Origin of the sequence: Nocardioides sp. YIM B13467, assembly GCF_042788075.1 — a bacterium.
Taxonomy (GTDB): domain Bacteria; phylum Actinomycetota; class Actinomycetes; order Propionibacteriales; family Nocardioidaceae; genus Nocardioides.
The window spans coordinates 428,872-448,871 of record NZ_JBHZPJ010000046.1 but is presented as its reverse complement, the minus strand read 5'-3'; the positions used below and the strand labels follow the sequence as shown (position 1 = coordinate 448,871).

Genomic DNA, 20,000 nt, shown 5'->3' with positions numbered 1-20,000 from the left:
GTCACGACGAGGCGGCGCTCTCGTGGTGGAGGACGTCGTCGAGGGCGCGCCGCGGGGTCGGCGGCAGCGGCTGGTGGTAGCGCTGCGGCCAGCCGATGCGTACCAGCACCTGCGGGCAGGAGTTGTCGCCGAGCAGGTCGTGCTGCAGCGTACGCCGGGTGGAGCCGACTTCGATCGGCTGCGTGTACGGCACCAGGGCCAGCCCTGAGGTGGTGCAGGAGAGCCACATCGCGTCCAGTGCCTCCCCGGCGCGGAGCCAGGAGACCGGATCGTCCGACGCGGTCGCCAGGACCAGCCACTCCTCTGCCGACGGTCCGGCTTCGTCATGACCCTCGGCGAGGGTGCCGCTCGGGAATCGGGTGTAAGAGGCCGGGTCGGCGTCGGCGGCGAGGAGGTTGGACTCCGGGATTCCCTCGTCGCTGCCTCCGCGCGTCCAGGAGTAGAGCTCGGCCAGGTAAGCCTCGTCGGTGGTCTGATGGGCACGGGAGGTCTCCAGTGCGGCCACCACGACCGGACGCAGGTGGTCGGGGACGGTGGTCGCCACGACGCCGTAGTCGAGGACGAGGCCGGCGAGGTGATCGAGGCGCTGGCGTGGCACCGGCCACGACGAGACCTGGCGTCGGTCGGTCTGCCGCTGCTCGATGGCCGCGAGTCGGCTGAAGTCCTCGACGTCTGGTTCTCGGGGCGTGAACGTCACCACGGCGAGCAGGTCGGTGCGGCCCCCTTCGGGGGTGCGGTGCACGGTGCATTCCCAGCCCATCCCGGCCGCTGCCACGACGAGCTCGTGCAGGGCGGCGCCGCAGCTCATCACCAGGTCGCGCTCGTTCGGGTCGGCGTGGAGGAGCTTGCGATGCGGGTCGGCCCGCAGCAGCAGCATGGTGTCGCGTACGACCCATGCCCAGGGCTGGGTGTTGTGCACCGATGGCGCGCGGCAGGCCAGCTCCACGATCGCGCGCAAGGTGGTCTCGTTGGGGAGCCTCGACATCTCAGGCCACCTGCCGCTTCAGCTGGTGGCCCAGGTTCGCGGCCCAGTCGCTGGCACGTGCCTCTTCGTCGTGGGCGAGGGGTCCCAGGGTGGCGGCGACGTAGAAGCTGGTCGCCGGGGGTACGTCGTAGCCGCGGCGGCGCAGCAGGTGAGCCACGTGGCGGGCGGCCGAGCCCGGGAGGTGGCGCATCGCCCGTGCCCGGGTGTCGAAGGTGGCGATCCGCACCGACCTCGGTTCGGCGTCGGTCAGATCCGCGAGCCACTCCCGGACGCCGCGGGCCTCGACCTCGGCCGGAGCGCCCTGGAGGACGGCATCGGCGCGGGTGCTGGGTCTGCTCAGCCCGAGCGCGTGCGTCGGCGCCCCGATCACGACCAGGTCGTGGTCACGGAGCACGTCATTGCCGGCGAGTGCCACCGGGATCACCTTGACCTGGACGCCGGCTTTCCGGAGTCCGTTGGCGACCGCGGTGGCGATCGTGGCGGTGTTGCCGAACATCGACTCGTACACGACTGCTGCTCGCATCTTGCTCACGTCCTTCCTCTGGCGCCGCGCCCTCCGCGTTCTGCCAGTGTCACCACTTTCCGGCCGCGTCGGTTCGCGCGGGCAGTGGCGCACGTCCCCGACCCGAGGACCTTGGTCCGATGCCGTTGGCCCGCACTGCGCGGAGGGTGGAGACATGAACTCATTCGATTCCCCGGTCGTGCTGGAGGGACGCCTCGACGCCCGGATCAGCCGCGCGCTGTGGCTGGTCAAGTGGCTGTTGCTGATCCCGCACTACGTCATCCTGCTCTTTCTCTGGATCGCCTTCGCCGTACTCACCGTGATCGCCTGGTTCGCCATCCTGTTCACCGGTCGCTATCCGCGGGCGATCTTCGACTTCAACCTCGGCGTGATGCGCTGGACCTGGCGGGTGGACTACTACGGCTACGCCGCACTCGGCACCGACACCTATCCGCCGTTCACGCTGGAGGACGTGCCGGACTACCCGGCCCGGCTCCACATCGCCTACCCCGAGCATCTCTCTCGCGGCCTGGTGCTGGTGAAGTCGTGGCTGCTGGCGATCCCGCACCTGCTGGTCCTCGCCTTCTTCCTGGGCAGCGGCCTGTACGCGACCCAGGGGACCGACACGGTCGCCTGGTCCTGGGGGAGCGGGATCGTCGGACTCCTGGTCCTCTTCGCCGGCGTGGTGATGCTGTTCGGCCGTCGCTATCCGCAGGGCATCTTCGACCTCGTCCTCGGTATCGACCGGTGGGCGGCCCGGGTCGCGGCGTACGTCTGCCTGATGACCGACACCTATCCGCCGTTCCGTCTCGACCAGGGTGGGAGCGATCCGGCCGGACTGGTCCCGCCGGCGCCGACGATGCCTTCGGGAGAGGCAGTTGCGCCCGAGACCGAGCCCGAGACCGCGCCCAGCTCCGTCAGAACGGGTCAGCAGTGAGCGCGGGCGACCGCAGCGGTGGCGCGGCGGTGAGCACCCATGTCGGAAACGCGCTCTACGGGCTCGGCGTCATCGGTGCCTGGGTCTGGTTCTGGCAGCAGGAGGACGGCTTCTGGGGTCACGTCTGGGGCTTGGTCGAAGGGGTCTTCTGGCCGGCGTTCATGGTCTATGCGGGCTTCGATGCGCTCGACTGAGACCGCGCGGTCGCGGGTGCGTCTAGGGACCTTGGTCCTCGGCCTGCGGGCAAGACGCGCATTGGCAGGGGCCATCCTCGGTCGTAGATTGAACAGGTGACCGAATCAGCAGCGCCGGAGAGCGCAGCAGAGCCCATCCGGGTCTTCCTGCTCGATGACCATGAGGTGATCCGCCGCGGGATCAAGGACCTTCTCGAGGACGAGGACGACATCGTCGTCGTCGGCGAATCCGGGCTCGCCGACGAGGCCCGGCGACGGATCCCGGCGCTGCGGCCGGACGTCGCGATCCTCGACGGCCGCCTGCCGGACGGGTCCGGCATCGACGTGTGCCGCGACGTACGCTCGGTCGACCCCAGCATCGCCGCGCTGATCCTCACCTCGTTCGACGACGACGACGCGCTGTTCTCCGCGATCATGGCCGGCGCGTCCGGCTACCTCCTCAAGCAGGTGCGGAGCGCCGACCTCGTCGAGACCGTCCGCCAGGTCGCCGCTGGCCATTCCATGCTGGATCCCGCGGTCACCGCACAGGTCCTCGAGCGGATCCGCAGCGGGCCGAAGACCAACTCGGCCTTCGAGCACCTGACCGACCACGAGCGCCGGATCCTGGAGCTCATCGGCGAGGGCCTGACGAACCGGCAGATCGGCAAGGAGATGCACCTCGCGGAGAAGACGGTCAAGAACTACGTCTCGTCGCTCCTGGCCAAGCTGGGACTGGAGAGCAGGACTCAGGCTGCGATTTTGGTGACCAAGACCCTGCAGGGTTGATACGTTGGGGGGCGTACCACTCATCCGATGGGGAGGGTCGATGTGGGACGTGCGCTACCCCGACAGCGCCGTGGACCAGACGACGCGGCCGATACAACACTGAGCGACACACCGCTCGACGAGCTGCTGACCGAAGTGCTTGACAGGGTCACCGACGCTCGGGACGAGCAGGTGCGCTGGCGGTTGCTGCTCGACGCCATCGTGACGATGGGCGCCGGACTCTCGATCGACGACCTGCTGAACCGCATCGTCAAGGTGGCGAAGGCGCTGGCGGGGGCGAGGTATGCCGCCCTCGGGGTCCTGGCCGGTGCCGGGGAACGCCGACTGCGCCTGTTCATCACCCAGGGGTTGACCGCGGAGGAGCAGATCCTCATCGGCGATCTGCCCAGCGGGCACGGTCTGCTCGGCCTGCTGATCGACCACCCCGAGCCGCTCAGGCTGCGCGACATCACACACCACAAGTCCTCCTACGGTTTCCCTCCGAACCATCCCCCGATGGGCTCCTTCCTCGGTGTGCCGGTACGCATCGGGGAGAAGGTGTTCGGCAACCTCTACCTCACCGAGAAGACCGACGGCGACGAGTTCACCGTCCAGGACGAGAACATCGTGGTCGCCCTGGCCGCGGCCGCCGGCGTCGCGATCGAGAACGCGCTGCTGGCCGAGGAGGCGGCGCGCCGCGGCCGATGGCTCGATGCCCGTGCCGAGATCACCGCCGCGCTGATGGGTGACATCGACCGCTCCGCGGCGCTGCAGCTGGTGGCCGACCGGGCGCGCGAGATCTCCGGGGCCGACGTCGCCTGGATCGTCACCGGGCCGACGGCCGAGCGGCTGCGGGTAGAGGTTATCTCCGGCACCGATATCGACGTCGAGGTGCTGAAGAACGCTCCGCTGCGCGAGTCGGTCACCGGCCAGGCGATCGGCGTCGGCGCGCCGATGATGGTGGAGGACATCGCGACCGCGGCCGGAGGCGGAAGCGCGGCCGCCGTCATCGACCTGAGCGACATCGGACCCGGAGTGCTGGTGCCGCTGGGACGCACCGACCCTTCCGAGGAGATGAACGCGGTGGGCGTGCTCGCGCTCGCGTGGCGCCGCGACCACGCCGATCAGGCGCAAGACGTGGATCTGACCGTCGCCAACGCCTTCGCCGAGCAGGTCGCGTTGGCCATCCGGCTCGCGCAGAACCGCGAGGAGCGTCAGCGACTGGCGGTCTATGACGACCGCGACCGGATCGGCCGCGACCTGCACGACATCGTGATCCAGAGGCTCTTCGTCATCGGGCTACGTCTCCAAGGCGGCCTCAACCTGGCCGACAACCCGAAGCTGCGCGGCCGTCTGGACCAGGCGGTCGACGACATCGACGACACCATCCGCGACCTCCGGCGCGCGGTCTTCGAGCTCGGCACGCCCGACCACAGCGGCGACATCCAGTCCCAGGTCACCGACCTGGTGAACCGGGCAGCGGAGTCCCTCAAGTTCCGCCCGGCGCTCGTCTTCGACGGCCCGGTTCGGCTGCGGGCGACGCCCGAGATCACCCAGGAAGTCGTGGCGGTCCTCGGCGAAGCGTTGTCGAACACCGTCCGTCACGCACACGCGAGCGAGGTGGAGGTGTCCCTGTCGGCGGGTTCCGATCTCGTGCTGCGAGTGCGCGACGACGGACGCGGGGTCCCCGCCGACGCGGTGGAGAGCGGGCTGACGAACATGCGCCGCCGCGCCGAGGCCCACGGCGGCCGGTGCACGGTTGAGCCGGCGACGCCGAAGGGGACCGTGGTGGAATGGTCGGTGCCGTTGGGCTGACCGGTCATCGACCGGTGAGATCCGCCTCGTCGCCGAGCAGCACCACCTTCATCGCCCCGGTGTTCTGGGCATCGGCGAAGACGTCGTACGCCTCCTGGATCTCCGCCAAGCCGAACCGGTGGGTCACCAGGTCGGGGAGCGCGATCCGCCCCGCCGCGAGCATCGACAGGAGCATCGGCGTCGAGCTGGTGTCGACCAGTCCGGTGGTGATCGTGACGTCGCGGTCCCACAGCGCCTCGAGGCTGAGCACCGCGCTGCGCCCGTGGACACCGACGTTCGCCACATGGCCGCACGGACGGACCAGCTCGGCGCACAGCTCGAAGGTCTCGGGCACGCCCACCGCCTCGATGGCGACGTCGACGCCGTCGGGAGTGTTGTCCCGGACCCAGGCACGTGCCTCCTCGGCGTCGGCCAGAGTGACGTCGGCACCGTACGCCTCGGCGCTCTTGCGCCGCGTCTCGCCCGGCTCGACGACGACGATCCGCAGCGGGCTGTATAGCCGAGCGGTCGCGATCGCGGCCAGACCGATCGGGCCGGCCCCGACGATCAGGACGGTGTCGCCGGGGCTCACCTGACCGTTGCGCGCACCGACCTCGTAGGAGGTCGGCAGGATGTCGGCGAGCAGCACGGCGGTCTCGTCGTCGACCTCGCGCGGCAGATGATGCATCGAGTGGTCGGCGTACGGCACCCGCACACGCTCGGCCTGGGTGCCGTCGATCAGGTGTCCGAGCACCCAGCCGCCGCCCCCGGTGCACCGGCCGTAGCTGCCAGTCCGGCAGTAGCGGCAGCGTCCGCAGCTGCTGATGCAGGAGATGAGCACGCGGTCGCCGGGTGCGAAGTCACGTACCCCCGAACCGGTCTGCTCGACCACGCCGACGGCCTCGTGGCCGAGCACCGTGCCGGGGGCCACGCTCGGTACGTCGCCCTTGAGGATGTGCAGGTCGGTGCCGCAGATCGTGACGGCGTCGACGCGGACGATCGCGTCCTCCGCGTCGGCGATGACCGGGTCGGGGACCTCGGTCCACTTCCGCGATCCCGGGCCGTCGTAGACGAGTGCTTTCATGGTTCCCTCCTGAGGTCTGGTCTGCGTCGATCCTCTGCCCGACCAGGCGCGCGCAGGAGTGGTCATCGGCCACCGGCGAGAGGGCCTTGGTCCTGCCGCTAGTAGACGAGGGCGGCCATCATCCCCGCCTCGGCGTGGTAGATGTTGTGGCAGTGCGCTGCCCAGTTGCCCGGGTTGTCGGCCTCGAGCTCGACGACCATCCGCTGCATGGGTGTGAGCAGGACGGTGTCCTTGCGCAGGCCGTTTGGCAGCGCGAACGTGTGCCCGTGCAGATGCACAGGGTGGGTCATCATCGTCATGTTGGTCACCCGCACCGAGACCCGTTTGCCGGACTCGACCGCGATCGGCTCGTTCTTGCCGTACGGCGCTCCGTTGATCGCCCATTCGTAGGTGCTCATCTTCCCGCTGAGGGCGAGATCGACGCCCTGGCCGATGTCCTTGTCCGGAAGGCGCGCGGAGTCGGCGGGGCGGAGATCGGAGCCGAGGAGCACGGGACCGGTCAGCTCCCGGATCGCTGCGGCGCGCGCCGGGGTGGGGATCGGACCCGAGCCGGTGCGGACCACGGCGAGAGCGGCGCCGTCCTTGCGGATCGGACTGGCCACGAGCGGGAAGACGCCGTCGGCCAGGGTCACGACCACGTCGTACCGCTCACCCATGCCGATGTAGAAGGCGCCTGCCTCCTGCTCCTGGACGGCGAACCCGTCGGTGTGGGTGACGGTCATCCGGTGATCGCCCAATGCGACGGCGAAGATGGTGTCGGCCGCGGCGTTGATGACCCGGATCCGGACCCGCTGACCGGGCTTGGCGCCCAGCACGTCAGGCGTGGTGCCGACGCGGCCGTTGATCAGGAAGTGCGGATAGGTGACGTCACCGGCGTCCCCGAACGGTGAGCCGCCCATGCCACCCATGCCGTGCATGCCGCCGGACGGGGAGCCGGATGCCATGAGGTCGGCGAGCACCTCGTCGGGGGTCGTGCCGGTGCCGTCGATCCAGTCGTCGAGGACGACGACCCACTCCGCATCGTAGGCGCCCGGCTCGTGGGGGTCGTCGATGATCAGCGGTGCGTAGAGACCACGGTCGAGCTGGACGCCGACATGCGGATGGTAGAAGTACGTGCCGGGGTCGGGGGCGATGAACTCGTAGGTGAACTGCTGCCCGCTGGTCACGGCCTTCTGGGTGAGGCCGGGAACGCCGTCGGCCGCGTTGTGCAGAGCGACGCCGTGCCAGTGGACGCTCGTCTCATCAGGCAGCTGGTTGTCGACGGTGATCCGCACCAGGTCGCCCGCGGTCGCTCGCACGAGAGGGCCGGGCAGGACGTCGTCGTACGCCCACGTGGACACGGTGGGTCCACCGAGGTCGAGGGTCGTCGGCCGTGCGGTCAGGGTCTTGGTGACCACGCTCCGGCCAGACCTCGGTGTCAGTGGCGTCGGCGTGGGCACGACGATCTCGCTCCCGCCGGGCCTGCCGGAGCAGGCCGCGAGGAGGCCTCCGCCCGCGACGGCGAGGCCGCCGCGGAGCAGGGTGCGCCTGGACACATTCATCGTCGGTGCCCTTCTCCTGTGGGGTCACCGGCTGGTGGTGCGCCGTCGGTACGTCGGGGGCCGATGACCCAGACGATCGCCAACGCGACCAGCGCCCACAGCCCGATCAGCCCGAGACCCATCCAGAGCCACATGCCGCCTGTTCCCATCATGAGTTCGATCGTGTCGGTTCGTTCTTGAGGTCTCCGGGAGGTTCCATGAAGGTTTGACGAAGGTTGGCGTCGCGAGCAGCGGATGGCTCGACCGCCGGTCGGCGGTGGGCGAGCATGGCTCCATGAGCAGCCACGAACACGGACCCGCCGCGGCCTCTGAGTGGACCTGTCCGATGCATCCCGAGATCCGGCGGCCCGGTCCGGGAGCGTGCCCGATCTGCGGGATGGCGCTGGAGCCGGTCACGGTGAGCCTGGACGACGGTCCGAGCCCGGAGCTGCGCGACATGACGCGACGGCTGTGGATCGGTGTCGTGCTCAGCGTGCCGGTGGTCGTGCTGGAGATGGGAGGCCATCTCATCTCGGCCATCGGGGACCAGGTCCCGCCACAGACCTCGAACTGGATCCAGCTCGTGCTGGCGACCCCCGTGGTGCTGTGGTGCGGCTGGCCGTTCTTCGTACGTGGCTGGGCCTCGGTCCGGACCCGGAGCCTCAACATGTTCACCCTGATCGCCATGGGCACCGGGGTGGCATGGCTCTACAGCGTCGTCGCCACTGTCGCGCCCGGTGTCTTCCCGGACTCGTTCCGAAAGGACATGGGCGACGGCATGGCCGGCGGCGCGGTCGATGTGTACTTCGAAGCGGCGGCCGTCATCACCGTGCTGGTGCTGGTGGGGCAGGTGCTGGAGCTGCGGGCACGGGAGCAGACCTCCGGCGCCATCCGTGCGCTGCTCGACCTGGCGCCGAAGACAGCACGCCGGGTGCGCGCCGACGGCACCGACGAGGAGATCGGGCTCGACGAGGTCCAGATCGGCGACCGGCTACGGGTACGCCCGGGGGAGAAGGTCCCCGTGGACGGCGCGGTCCTCGAGGGACGCTCGGCGCTGGACGAGTCGCTGGTGACCGGCGAGTCGATGCCGGTGACCAAGACGGCCGGCGACGTGGTGATCGGAGGCACCATCAACACCACCGGAGCGCTGCTGATCGAGGCTCAGCGAGTCGGCACCGACACGGTGCTGTCGCGCATCGTCGCCCTGGTGGCCGAGGCCCAGCGCTCCCGTGCCCCGATCCAGCGCACCGCCGACCGGGTCGCCGGCATCTTCGTACCGGCGGTGATCGGGATCGCGCTGCTGGCGTTCGTGGTGTGGTTCCTGGTGGGACCGGACCCGAGGTTCGCCCACGGCATGATCGCGGCCGTCGCCGTCCTCATCATCGCCTGTCCCTGCGCGCTGGGGCTGGCCACCCCGATCAGCATCAAGGTGGGTGTCGGCCGTGGCGCCGAGCGCGGTGTACTCATCAAGAACGCCGAGGCGCTGGAGCGGATGGAGAAGGTCGAGGTCGTGGTGGTCGACAAGACCGGCACCCTCACCGAGGGCCGGCCTGCCCTCACCGCCGTCGAGGTCGCCGATCCGAGTGGTCCCTCGGTCGAGGAGCTGATGCGTCTCGCCGCCGCGGTCGAGCGCGCCTCCGAGCATCCGCTGGCCCGCGCGATCGTCGAGGCCGCGCAGGCCCGCGGCCTGACCCTGCCGGAGGTGACCGACTTCGACTCACCTGTCGGGCGCGGCGTCGTCGGAACCGTCGAGGGCCGCAGGATCCGGCTCGGCAGCTCCGACTTCCTGGCCGGCGAGCATGTCGATGCCGGCCCGCTCGCCGAGCCGGCCGAGCAGCTCCGCGCTCAGGGCGCGACCGCGATCTTCCTCGCCGTCGACGAGACGGTGGCCGCCGTCCTGGCGATCGCCGATCCGGTGAAGGCGACCACGCCCGCCGCGGTGACCGATCTGGAGAGCCAGGGCGTGGAGGTGGTCATGCTGACCGGTGACAACCGCACCACCGCCGAGGCCGTCGCCCGCACGCTGGGCATCGAGCACGTCGAGGCCGGTGTGCTCCCGGACCGCAAGGCCGAGGTCGTCCAACGGATCCAGGCCGAAGGGAAGGTCGTCGCGATGGCCGGCGACGGGGTCAACGACGCACCCGCTCTGGCCGCCGCCGATGTCGGGCTCGCGATGAGCTCGGGCACCGACGTGGCCCTGGAGTCCGCCGGGGTCACCCTGCTCAACGGCGACCTGATGGGGATCGCCCGCGCCCGTCGCCTCTCCGCCAGGACGATGCGCAACATCCGGCAGAACCTGGTCTTCGCGTTCATCTACAACGTCGCCGGGATCCCGATCGCGGCGGGCGTTCTCTACCCGTTCACGGGCCTGCTGCTCTCGCCGATCATCGCCGCGGCGGCAATGGCGCTCTCCTCGGTCAGCGTGATCACCAACGCGCTGCGTCTGCGCACCGAGCGCCTCGGTTGAGACCACCCGACCACGCTGCCCGCCACACTGGACCCATGCACACTCACACCTCGTCGAGCGGCTCGGTGCTCGTCGTCGAGGATGAACGGCCGCTGGCACAGATCGTCGCGGACTACCTCGTCAAGGCCGGGTACGACGCGGTCCAGGTCCACACCGGACCCGACGGCGTCAGTGCCGCCCGCGACCACGATCCGGATCTCGTCGTACTCGACCTGGGTCTGCCTGGGCTGGACGGTGTCGAGGTCTGCCGCGAGATCCGCACCTTCTCCGACTGCTACATCATCATGGTCACCGCCCGCGACGACGAGATCGACAAGCTGATCGGTCTCGGCGTCGGCGCCGACGACTACCTCACCAAACCCTTCTCGCTGCGCGAGCTGGTCGCGCGCGTCCAGGCCGCCCTCCGACGGCCGCGCGCCAGCAGGCTCGCGGTCGCGCCCGACGCCGATCACGGGTGGGCCTTCGACGGGCTGACGGTCGACATCGCCACTCGTGAGGTGACCCGGGCCGGCGTACCGGTCGCGCTGACTCGCACCGAGTTCGACATCCTCGCCTCCCTCGCCGAGCATCCTCGTCGCGCCTTCAGCCGACAGCAGATCGTCGACATGGTCTGGGGCGAAGGCTGGGGCGGGGACCCGCACATCGTCGATGTCCACGTCGCCCACCTGCGCAGGAAGATCGACGACGATCCGGCCGCACCGCGCTACGTCGACACCGTGCGCGGCGTCGGCTACCGGTTCATCGCCGAGCCCATGAGAGGGGCGACCGAATGAACCGGCCAACCTGGCGGATCGGCACGCGCCTGCTCCTGGCGCAGGCACTCGTCCTCGTCGCCGCGATCCTCACCGCGGCGGTGATCGCCGCCCTCGTCGGGCCGCCGATCTTCCACGCACACATGCTCCGGGCCGACCGGGCACCCGACCCGTCCGAGCGCATGCACGTCGAGGAGGCCTATCGCACCGCCAGCGCGATCTCGCTCGGCCTCGCGGTCGCCGCTGCCCTCCTCATCGCCCTGCTCGTGACCTGGTACCTCACGCGTCGGTTCCAGACACCACTCACCGACATGACCCGCGCCGCCACCGCGATGGCAGGCGGCAGGTACGACGCCCGCGTCCCGGTCGGTGACGCGGGCCCCGAGATGGACTCCTTGGCCGCCGCGTTCAACTCGATGGCCGGCGAGCTCGCCCGGACCGAGGAGACCCGGCGCAGGTTGCTCTCCGATCTGGCCCACGAGCTGCGTACCCCCGTGGCGACGCTCGCCGCCTACCTCGAAGGACTCGAGGACGGCGTCACCCCGTGGAACGACGACACCCGTACGCTGCTGGCCGACCAGGTGCACCGCCTCGGCCGGCTGGCGGGCGACATCGATGCGGTGTCGCGTGCGGAGGAGGGCCGCCTGAGCCTCGAGCCGGCGCCTGTGTCGGTCGCGGATCTCGTGGACACCGCCGTTCGGGCACAGCAAGGCGCGTACGCAGCGAAGGGCGTGGCCCTCGGCGTCGCCGGCGGACCGCCCGTCACGATCGAGGCCGACGAGTCCCGACTGCTCCAGGTCCTGACCAACCTGCTCGACAACGCCCGCCGGCACACGCCGGAGCACGGCAGCGTCAGCATCGACTGGGACCACGCGAACCACAGCGTCACGATTCGCGTCACCGACACCGGCGACGGCATCCCCGCCGCCCAGCTGCCCCACATCTTCGAGCGCTTCTACCGCGGCGACACCGCCCGCGATCGCGAGCACCAGGGCTCCGGGATCGGCCTCACCATCAGCAGGGCCATCGCGACAGCCCACGGCGGAAGCCTGGACGCGACCAGTGGCGGAGCCGGTGCGGGCTCGTCGCTCATCCTGACCATCCCCACGTCGCGGGCCCGGTAGGAGGTCCTTTGTCCTGACCTCGGCCGGCGGACGGCGACTCGTGGGACAGTGCTGCCATGGATGTACGCCGTGTGATGCCGCCGTGGGCCCGCGGCTACCAACGGCGCTGGCTGTGGCTCGATCTGCTCGCCGGGGTGACGATCACCGCCTACCTGGTGCCCCAGGTGATGGCGTACGCCGAGCTGGCCGGTCTCCCTCCCGAGACCGGGCTGTGGGCGTGCGTCGGTGCGATGGTGGTCTACGGGCTGCTGGGCACCTCCCGGTTGCTCTCGGTCGGGCCGGAGTCGACCACTGCGCTGATGACGGCGGCGGCGATCGGCGCCACCCCGGCCGCGGCCGAGGACCCCGCCTCGTTCGCGGCGACGCTCGCGCTCGTGGTCGCCGCGATCTGCGTGGTGGGCTGGTTCCTGCGGGTCTCGGTGCTGGCCGAGCTCTTCTCGCGGCCGGTGCTGGTCGGCTACATGACGGGGATCGCGGTCCTCATGGTCGTCTCCCAGCTCGACAACCTCACCGGCGTCACCATCACCGGTGACGGGGTGCTGGCGGAGCTGAGCAGCTTCATCGGCAACCTCGACCAGGTCCATGTCCCCACGCTGCTGCTCGGTGGCGGCGCAGCCGCCGCGATGATCGCCGGCTCCCTGCTCGCCCCGCGGGCGCCGGTCGCGCTGATCGGCATGCTCGCCGCCACCGCGCTGGTGGCACTGCTCGGTGAGGGGTCCGGGCTGCGGCTGGTCGGCGAGATCCCGAGCCGGCCTCCGGTCCCGGGTCTCCCGGTCCTGGATCCTGGCGCCATCGTCGCGATGCTCGGCCCGGCGCTCGGCGTCGCCTTCGTGGGCTACACCGACAACATCCTCACCGGCCGCGCGTTCGCCCGCCGCGGCGAACACGTCGACGCGCGGCGCGAGCTGCTCGCCCTGGGCGGGGCCAACCTCGGCTCGGCGCTCCTCCACGGGTTCCCGGTCAGCAGCAGCGGCAGCAGGACCGCCATCGGTCACGCCGTGGGCGGGCGTACGCAGCTGACCTCGTACGCCGCGGCAGCCACCACGGTGGCGGCGGTGCTGCTCCTGGCGCCGGTCCTGGAGGCGTTCCCCGAGGCCGCACTCGGCGCAGTCGTGGTCTACGCCGCCACCAAGCTGGTCGAGGTGGGCGAGCTGCGCCGCTTCGCCCGGTTCCGGCGCAGCGAGCTCGTCCTCGCCCTGGTCACCACGGTGGCGGTGCTCGCTGCCGGGGTGATGTGGGGCGTACTGATCGCGGTCGGACTCTCGGTGCTCGACCTGCTGCGCCGGGTCGCGCACCCGCACGACGCGGTCCTCGGCCACGTACCGGGGCTGGCGGGGATGCACGACGTGGACGACTACCCCGAGGCCGAGGAGGTGCCCGGCCTGCTCGTCTACCGCTACGACTCGCCGCTCTTCTTCGCCAACGCCGAGGACTTCCGCACCCGCGCGCTCGCGGCGGTCGACGCCGCCGAGCAGCCGGTGGAGTGGTTCCTGCTGAACGCCGAGGCGAACACCGAGGTCGACGTCACCGCGGTGGACGCGCTGGAGTCGCTGCGCACCGCGCTGAGCGAGCGAGGCATCGTCCTCGCGATCGCCAGGATCAAGCAGGACCTGCGTGACTCCCTGGCCCCCTCCGGCATCCTGGACAGGATCGGTGAGGAGCGCCTCTTCCCGACCCTGCCCACCGCCGTCGAGGCCTATCGGCAGCGCGAGCGCTGAGCACCGAGCGCGGACCAAGGTCCTCGGGATCGACCTCCGACGTCCCTGCCCCCACGCGCCTGAAGCGATGAGAGTGGGCTGGGGACGGCCGGGTGTGCCGTGCCCGTGAGGAGGCGAGATGAACGAGAACAACCGGATCCTGGTGGGCGTCGACGGGGGAGCGGGGGGACGGGCCGCGATCGCGTACGCGGCTTCCGAGGCGGGCTTGGACGACGCCGATCTCTGGCTTGTGCACGTGACCCTGTCCGCGCCGGCCTATCCGTACTCATTGTTCGGGGACGAGGTCCGCCGGACCGGGAACAAGCTGCTGAAGAAGGCCACCGAGGAGGCGGTCGCGTACGTCGGTGCCGAGCATGTGACGGCGACCCTCCTGGAGAGCTCCGTGGTCTCCGGTCTGGTTCACTGCGCTGCCTCCGCCCGACTGGTCGTGCTCGGTGACGATCGCAGGCAGGGTCTGGAGCGAGTCATGACCGGGTCGGTCACCAACCGGGTCGCTGGCCACGCGCCGACCCCGGTCGTGGTGGTGCCGAGCGGGTGGTCGCCAGAGCACCCGACTCGCAGAGTGGTCGTGGCGGTCAAGGACTGCGTGGGCTCGGCGGGCCTGCTTGCCCAGGCGCTGAAGCACGCGGCGGACCGGAGCGCAGAGCTGGTCGTGCTCCATGCCTGGCAGCTGGACACCGTCTACGACGACATGACCGTGGCTCACCTGGACATGAGCGACTGGGAGAGCAACGCCCGCCGCGCCTTGGAGAACGCGCTGGTCCGCGCCCGCCGCCGAGTTCCGCACGCCGCGGACGTGGACGTCCGGATCGAGGTTCGCCACGGCCAGCCGGCCAGGGAGATCACCGAGGAGACCCGGAACGCCGATCTCCTGGTCATCGGCCGCCGCCGGCACTCCTTCCCGTTGGGTCGCCTGGGCAACACCGGCCGCGCGGTCATCCGCGAGAGCCGTTGCCCGGTCGAGATCCAGCCGGCGATCCCCGATGTGCTCACCGTCGACGACCTCATCCTCGAGCACGAGGGCCGGCTCGAGAAGGCCGGCGCCGACCCGGCGCCCGCCGTCTGAGCTGCTCGGGACGGCTGACGAGAGGGCAGGGCGAGCGATGACGACCACGGTGATCGAGATCGAGCGGAAGTACGACGTGGACGAGGACGCCCTCCTTCCTGACCTGGTAGGACTGCCCGATGTCGCCCAGGTCGATCCGCAGGAGACGCTCGCGCTGTCGGCGACCTACTACGACACCGCGGAGCTCGACCTGATCCGCGTAGGGATCACGCTGCGTCGCCGCACCGGCGGCGACGACGCGGGCTGGCACCTCAAGCTTCCCGTCGGTACGGACCGGCACGAGCTGCAGGTGCCGCTGGAAGGTTCGGCGGAGGCGCCACCGCTGGAGCTGACCGCGATCATCCGCGGAGTCGTGCGCGAGCGACCACTGGTCCGGGTGGGGGCTGTCGAGACCAGCCGTGTGTCGGTCCTGCTCCGGGCCGTGGACGGGCGGGTGCTCGCGGAGGTGTGCGACGACCGGGTGACGGCGCGGCGAATCACCGCGGGGCCGAGCGAGGCGGAGACCTGGCGGGAGTGGGAGGTCGAGTTCAACGGGGAGCCCGACGGGATGGTCGACGAGCTGGAGCGCCGCCTTCTGGCCGCCGGCGCGCGGCCCTCGGCACGTCGGGCCAAGCTCTCCCGGATCCTTCCCATGACCGCGCCGACCGCCATCGGTGCCACCGCGGCCAAGGCGAAGAAGGCGACCGTGGCGGAGGTGTTGGCGCCGTATCTCGCAACCCAGGTGGCCGAGATGACCCGGCTCGACCCTCTGGTGCGGGCCGACGTACCAGATGCGGTGCACAGCATGCGGGTGGCCGGCAGGCGGGTCCGCGCGGTTCTGGGGACCTACCGCGACGTGTTCGACCGCAAGCGGACCGGCCCCCTGAGGGTCGAGGTCAAGTGGCTGGTCGACGAGCTCGGCCGACCGCGCGACCTGGAGGTACTGCGCGACCGTCTGGAGGTCCTGCTGGCCGGCAACGCCTTGAGCGTCGGGTCCGTGATCGAGGCCGAGCACGGGGTCGCGCATCGGGCCGCGGTCGAGGCGATGATGTCGCCCCGCTACTTCGCTCTCGTCGACTCGCTGCGAGCCCTCGCCGAGGAGCCGCCATGGTCAGCGCGTGCAGGAAAGCCCGCTCGCAAGCAGCTCCGCACGGCCCTCCTCGAGGACTTCCGGCGCCTCGAGCGAGCAACGGAAGAGGCTCGTCGGGGCACCGACGTCCACGAACGCGCGTCGCGTCTGCACGACGTCAGGAAGGCTGCCAAGCGGATCCGGTACTCGGTCGAGGCGGTGGTGCCGGTGTTCGGGGCGGACGCAAGGCGTCTGGCCGGGACGCTGGCAGAACTTCAGGACGTACTGGGCGGACATCACGACACCGCCGTGGCCAGACTGGAGCTCCTCCGGCTCGCCGAACACTATCCGGATCTCGCGCTCTCAGCCGCGCTGCCCGATCTCGACGCCGCGACCGTCGCCGATGAGCACGCCTACGAACGCACCGTGTCCCGGCTGTTCAGGCCGAAGTCGCGACGTTGGCTACGATGAGCGGCCAATTGCCCGGCGCTGACCCGTCGTGGCACCGGCTCTACCGAGCGGGGGCAGTCTCGGCCGGCCTGGCCGTGGCCCTGTACGTCGCGGCCCTGGTGGTCTTCGCCGTCGCAGCGGTCCCTCCGGTATCTGGCGGGGAGGAGATGCTCGAGTACGTCGAGGCTCATCGGACGGTCTACATCGCGCGGCAGCTGATGTGGCTGGTCCCGAGCCTTCTCATGATGGTGGTCTTCCTCGCTCTCGCCATGGCGTTGAGTCATCTGGACAAGAGCTTCGCGCTGATCGCGGGTGTGGTCTCGGTCGCCTCGTGGGCGGTGTCGTTCGCCTGGCCGACCACCGGGGACGGTTCGTTGGCCATGGTCGTGCTGAGCGACAAGTACGCGGACGCCACGACGTCGGCCGACCAGGCCCCCTTCGTGGCTGGGGCCGAGGTCCTGATCGCGCTCAACGATGTTCCGGCCGTGATCGGGGCGCTGCAGACCCTCGGCATCGTGCTGATCTCCCTGCTGATGTTGAAGGGCATCACCTGGAGAGGGCTTGCCTGGTTCGGCGTGGTGACCGGCGGCGTCGGGCTCGTCTCGGAGGCCCTGCGACCTGTCCTCGGCTGGGCCTACGCGTTCTACGGCGTCCTGCTGTTCGTGTGGCTGATCTGGATCGGCTTCGCGCTGTGGAGACTGGCGGCGGAGGCGCGCACCACAGCATCGGCAGGCAGGAACCGGTGCGAGTGAGCCGGCGGCGTGGTTTGGGCCGCGCGCTATCTGGGAGTCGGGTTCACCGCTGCTGTCCCTCCGGCGAGGACTGATCACTGCATCGCCCTCACGCGCTTCCAGCCGCGTCAATCGATGAAGCCTCTTCTGCCTGCCGAGCTGGTGTCCACGCCACCACGAGCGCACCGGTCACGAGGTAGATCACCTGCAGGAAATGGAACCCACGGATCGACGCGACCTCTCCGATGATCCAGAAGACCATGACCGTTCCCGCGACGATGCTGGCGAGCTGCCAGCCGTGGCTGCGTTTGGCAAGGGCGGTGGCGGCGATCAGGGAGCTGCCGCCTACGACGGCCATCAGGATCACGCCCGGGACGTAGTTGCTGGGGAAGTCGGTGTCCCGGACCCAGGATGCCTGCTCGGGACTCCAGTCGATCATCAGCGCGAGACCCCCGGCCGTGGCGCTCAGGCCGTTGAACAGCAGCAACCCGAGCAGGACCTTGCTCTTGCGGCTCATCGCGCCTCCGTCGCCGGGAACAGCTGAGGTGTCACCCCTCATGACGTGACCACGCTAGGCACCGCTCGAGGTCTCGAAGGAGTGCCGAAGGTCCCCGTGACTCCGCGCCAAGGTCCTCGCAACGGGGCGCCGCGGTACCCGAGATGAACCGCTCAGGACAGGAGTACGCCGCCGTCCACCACGATCTGGCTGCCCGTCATGTAGGAGGCCAGGTCCGAGGCCAGGAACAACGCAGCGCGCCCGATGTCGTCCGGCTCCCCGAACCGGCCCATGGGGATCCGAGCCGTGAACCGCTCGATCAGCTCGGCCATGTCCACGCCCTTGGGCACCTGAGCGCCCGCCTGCGCGTTTTTCACGCCGGGCGTCATGATGCCGCCGGGAGCGATCGCGTTCACCCAGATCTGGTGTGGCGCGAGCTCCAGCGCGACGTTCTTCGTGAAGCCCCACACGCCATGCTTCGAGGCGTCGTAGTGGGCGAGCCCGGCGGAGGACGGATGAAGCGCGTCGACGGAGGTGACGTTGATGATCCGGCCACCCTGCCCACGCTCGATCATCCGCTGGGCCACCAGCTTGGTGCACAGGAAGACGCCGTGCAGGTTGATGCCGATCACCCGCCGGAAGTCGTCGGCCGTCATGTTCATGACCAGGATGTTGGGGAAGATCCCGGCGTTGTTGACGAGGATGTCGATGGCGTCATACGCATCGGCCACCGTCTCGACCATTCGCTGCACGCTGGTCTCGTCGGACACGTCGACCGTCACGGGCATCGCCTCGAAGCCGTCGGCCACCAGCTGCTTCGCAGCGGACCCGGCGGCTTCCTGGTCGATGTCGGCCACAGCCACTCGTGCGCCCGCCTCGGCGAGCCTGTACGCGATGCCGAGGCCGATGCCCATCGCACCGCCGGTGACGATGGCGGTCTTGCCCGTCAACGTGATCAGGTCCTCGATCGGTCGCAGATCTTCCTTCATCTCGCACTTCCTCTATGAATGCCCGGCTGTCGCCAGGGCTCGTGGTCAGGGGTCCGGCGATCGGTCAGCGAGGTCCGGTGACCTCCCTCGTCCGCAGCGCCGCCGTCCGGCACTCGTACTCGTCCTCGTCGATCTCGCCATGCGCCAGGCGCATCGCGAGCACGTCCTCGGGCGTGCTCGGTGCCGCACCCGGCGGCCGCTCCTCGCGCAGCAGCCTGCGACCGACCACGATGGCGGAGGCGATGATCAGCCCCCAGAACAGGACCATGCTGATGGTCATCAGGGCGTAGCCCCAACCGCTCATCCCCGAGCCGTACCAGTACATCATCGCGAGCTCCTTCATCGGTCTCTGAACTGCATGCCCTGACAGTGCGCCGGGCAGGGGAGACCCGGCGAGTGGCCAACGACTGACTGCATCGGGGCCTTGGTCCCGGACTGGGAGGAATCGTGGCCCCTCCGCCCGGGCCCCGCCGACCGGGAAGGTGACCTCATGAGACGTTGGGTGTGGTCGACCGTGGCCGCCATGGTGACCGGTTGCGGCATGGCCGCACTCATGGCGTGGTCGCTGCCGATGACGATCGGGTGGTGGGTGGGCGGGAGCTTCATCACCGTCTCGTTGCTGGTGTGCCTGGGACCCGACACGGGTTCGATCCGGTGGAATGCCGTGCTCGCCAGGAGTCTGCTGTGGCCGACCGCCGCGCTGGCCGCCGCAGGGCTCGTCATCGCGCTCGGTCTGACCAGTGCTCTGCTGGTGATCGCCGCGGGGCTGGCCGCCGCGTGGGAAGTGGGGTGGCTCGGCTGGCCGCCGCGCACCGCGCCACCGGTGAAGCGCCGTCGCCGGGTGGGCAGGCGGCGCTCGCGTGCAGAGACAGCGGCAGAGTCAGCGGTGGTGGCAGCAGCGGCGATCAGACCCCACGTGATCGATCCGGCTGAGGCTGTCTTGGTGGTCACCGACGCGCTGACCGACTCGGACCTGTGCATGGCCTGGCGGTCCAGCTATGTGGCCCTCGACCGGGCCACGGATCTCGGCGCGAAGCTGCGGGCCGTCGAGATCCGTGAGGTGCTTCTCGAAGAGCTCGGACGGCGCGACGCGCCAGGACTGGAGGCGTGGTTCCGTTCCGGTGCCCGGGCGGCAGGCGGCCCCGACCGCTACCTCCGGGGCGCAACGCCGCGGCAGCGGCGAGGCGTGCTCTGAGCCTCGAGCGCCTGAGGGCATTGGACCCGACCGCCAACGCACGCTCGTACGCGACGGTCAGGAACGCAGCACGGTGAATCTCGATGCCCTGCCCGTCCGAGCCGGATGACCGGGGTCGGTGAGCGGGTGCGCGGTCATGGACCTTCATCCCGAGGTGTCCGGACCATTGCCTCTGCGTGCGGCTCGCCGGTGAGGGTCTGCTGG

At 70.2% G+C, this 20,000-nt stretch carries 20 protein-coding genes; 12 read left to right on the top strand and 8 right to left on the bottom strand.

Translation table 11 applies throughout. The features are described 5' to 3' along the window. Position 1: 1 nt before the first annotated feature. Positions 2–985, bottom strand: a complete 984-nt coding sequence (locus tag ACFX43_RS09450; RefSeq protein WP_378819876.1) for an Acg family FMN-binding oxidoreductase — start codon at positions 983–985, stop codon at positions 2–4. A gap of 1 nt (position 986) precedes the next feature. After that, entirely contained in the window at positions 987–1,517 is a 531-nt protein-coding gene (locus tag ACFX43_RS09445; RefSeq protein WP_378819874.1) for a flavodoxin family protein, read from the bottom strand. 145 nt (positions 1,518–1,662) lie between these two features. Here ACFX43_RS09445 and ACFX43_RS09440 point away from each other — a divergent pair, with 145 nt between their 5' ends. From ACFX43_RS09440 to ACFX43_RS09425, 4 genes are all read left to right on the top strand, one after another. Then, complete coding sequence (locus tag ACFX43_RS09440; protein ID WP_378819872.1) at positions 1,663–2,424, top strand: DUF4389 domain-containing protein; 762 nt, start codon at positions 1,663–1,665, stop codon at positions 2,422–2,424. Continuing rightward, a complete protein-coding gene (locus ACFX43_RS09435) occupies positions 2,421–2,618 on the top strand; it encodes a hypothetical protein (RefSeq protein ID WP_378819870.1) in 198 nt (65 codons plus the stop codon). The genes ACFX43_RS09440 and ACFX43_RS09435 overlap by 4 nt, the downstream gene beginning before the upstream one ends. Before the next feature lie 96 nt (positions 2,619–2,714). Next, a complete protein-coding gene (locus ACFX43_RS09430) occupies positions 2,715–3,383 on the top strand; it encodes a response regulator (RefSeq protein ID WP_378819868.1) in 669 nt (222 codons plus the stop codon). 135 nt (positions 3,384–3,518) lie between these two features. Next, positions 3,519–5,177: a GAF domain-containing protein gene (locus ACFX43_RS09425; protein ID WP_378819866.1), complete on the top strand. Its 1,659-nt coding sequence runs from the start codon at positions 3,519–3,521 to the stop codon at positions 5,175–5,177. Positions 5,178–5,181: 4 nt separating this feature from the next. Here ACFX43_RS09425 and ACFX43_RS09420 read toward each other — a convergent pair whose 3' ends face one another. From ACFX43_RS09420 to ACFX43_RS09410, 3 genes are all read right to left on the bottom strand, one after another. Then, positions 5,182–6,240: an alcohol dehydrogenase catalytic domain-containing protein gene (locus tag ACFX43_RS09420; protein WP_378819864.1), complete on the bottom strand. Its 1,059-nt coding sequence runs from the start codon at positions 6,238–6,240 to the stop codon at positions 5,182–5,184. 98 nt (positions 6,241–6,338) lie between these two features. Beyond that, on the bottom strand, positions 6,339–7,781 hold the full coding sequence (locus ACFX43_RS09415) for a multicopper oxidase family protein (RefSeq protein WP_378819862.1): 1,443 nt from the start codon (positions 7,779–7,781) through the stop codon (positions 6,339–6,341). Continuing rightward, on the bottom strand, positions 7,778–7,933 hold the full coding sequence (locus ACFX43_RS09410; RefSeq protein WP_378819860.1) for a hypothetical protein: 156 nt from the start codon (positions 7,931–7,933) through the stop codon (positions 7,778–7,780). The genes ACFX43_RS09415 and ACFX43_RS09410 overlap by 4 nt, the downstream gene beginning before the upstream one ends. A 122-nt stretch (positions 7,934–8,055) precedes the next feature. Here ACFX43_RS09410 and ACFX43_RS09405 point away from each other — a divergent pair, with 122 nt between their 5' ends. From ACFX43_RS09405 to ACFX43_RS09375, 7 genes are all read left to right on the top strand, one after another. Continuing rightward, on the top strand, positions 8,056–10,227 hold the full coding sequence (locus ACFX43_RS09405) for a copper-transporting P-type ATPase (protein ID WP_378819859.1): 2,172 nt from the start codon (positions 8,056–8,058) through the stop codon (positions 10,225–10,227). A 35-nt stretch (positions 10,228–10,262) separates the two neighbouring features. Beyond that, positions 10,263–11,000 carry a response regulator transcription factor gene (locus tag ACFX43_RS09400; RefSeq protein WP_378819858.1) on the top strand — a complete coding sequence of 246 codons (738 nt, stop codon included), beginning with the start codon at positions 10,263–10,265 and terminating at the stop codon, positions 10,998–11,000. Then, positions 10,997–12,103, top strand: a complete 1,107-nt coding sequence (locus ACFX43_RS09395) for an ATP-binding protein (protein WP_378819856.1) — start codon at positions 10,997–10,999, stop codon at positions 12,101–12,103. The genes ACFX43_RS09400 and ACFX43_RS09395 overlap by 4 nt, the downstream gene beginning before the upstream one ends. Before the next feature lie 56 nt (positions 12,104–12,159). After that, entirely contained in the window at positions 12,160–13,821 is a 1,662-nt protein-coding gene (locus ACFX43_RS09390) for a SulP family inorganic anion transporter (RefSeq protein ID WP_378819854.1), read from the top strand. Between the two features lie 118 nt (positions 13,822–13,939). Beyond that, a complete protein-coding gene (locus ACFX43_RS09385; RefSeq protein WP_378819853.1) occupies positions 13,940–14,887 on the top strand; it encodes a universal stress protein in 948 nt (315 codons plus the stop codon). A gap of 37 nt (positions 14,888–14,924) precedes the next feature. After that, positions 14,925–16,406 carry a CHAD domain-containing protein gene (locus ACFX43_RS09380; protein WP_378819850.1) on the top strand — a complete coding sequence of 494 codons (1,482 nt, stop codon included), beginning with the start codon at positions 14,925–14,927 and terminating at the stop codon, positions 16,404–16,406. Further along, on the top strand, positions 16,403–17,137 hold the full coding sequence (locus ACFX43_RS09375) for a hypothetical protein (protein ID WP_378819848.1): 735 nt from the start codon (positions 16,403–16,405) through the stop codon (positions 17,135–17,137). The genes ACFX43_RS09380 and ACFX43_RS09375 overlap by 4 nt, the downstream gene beginning before the upstream one ends. An 88-nt stretch (positions 17,138–17,225) precedes the next feature. Here the strand turns inward: ACFX43_RS09375 and ACFX43_RS09370 are convergent, their stop codons facing one another. The 3 genes from ACFX43_RS09370 to ACFX43_RS09360 all read right to left on the bottom strand — a co-directional run bounded on the left by ACFX43_RS09370 (position 17,226) and on the right by ACFX43_RS09360 (position 18,929). Then, positions 17,226–17,633 carry a hypothetical protein gene (locus ACFX43_RS09370; RefSeq protein ID WP_378819845.1) on the bottom strand — a complete coding sequence of 136 codons (408 nt, stop codon included), beginning with the start codon at positions 17,631–17,633 and terminating at the stop codon, positions 17,226–17,228. A gap of 152 nt (positions 17,634–17,785) precedes the next feature. Then, complete coding sequence (locus ACFX43_RS09365; protein WP_378819843.1) at positions 17,786–18,601, bottom strand: SDR family NAD(P)-dependent oxidoreductase; 816 nt, start codon at positions 18,599–18,601, stop codon at positions 17,786–17,788. Positions 18,602–18,665: 64 nt separating this feature from the next. Beyond that, positions 18,666–18,929, bottom strand: a complete 264-nt coding sequence (locus ACFX43_RS09360) for an SHOCT domain-containing protein (protein ID WP_378819840.1) — start codon at positions 18,927–18,929, stop codon at positions 18,666–18,668. 162 nt (positions 18,930–19,091) lie between these two features. On the opposite strand from ACFX43_RS09360, the gene ACFX43_RS09355 reads away from it, so the two are divergent. After that, positions 19,092–19,796, top strand: a complete 705-nt coding sequence (locus tag ACFX43_RS09355) for a hypothetical protein (RefSeq protein WP_378819837.1) — start codon at positions 19,092–19,094, stop codon at positions 19,794–19,796. Positions 19,797–20,000 lie beyond the last annotated feature (204 nt).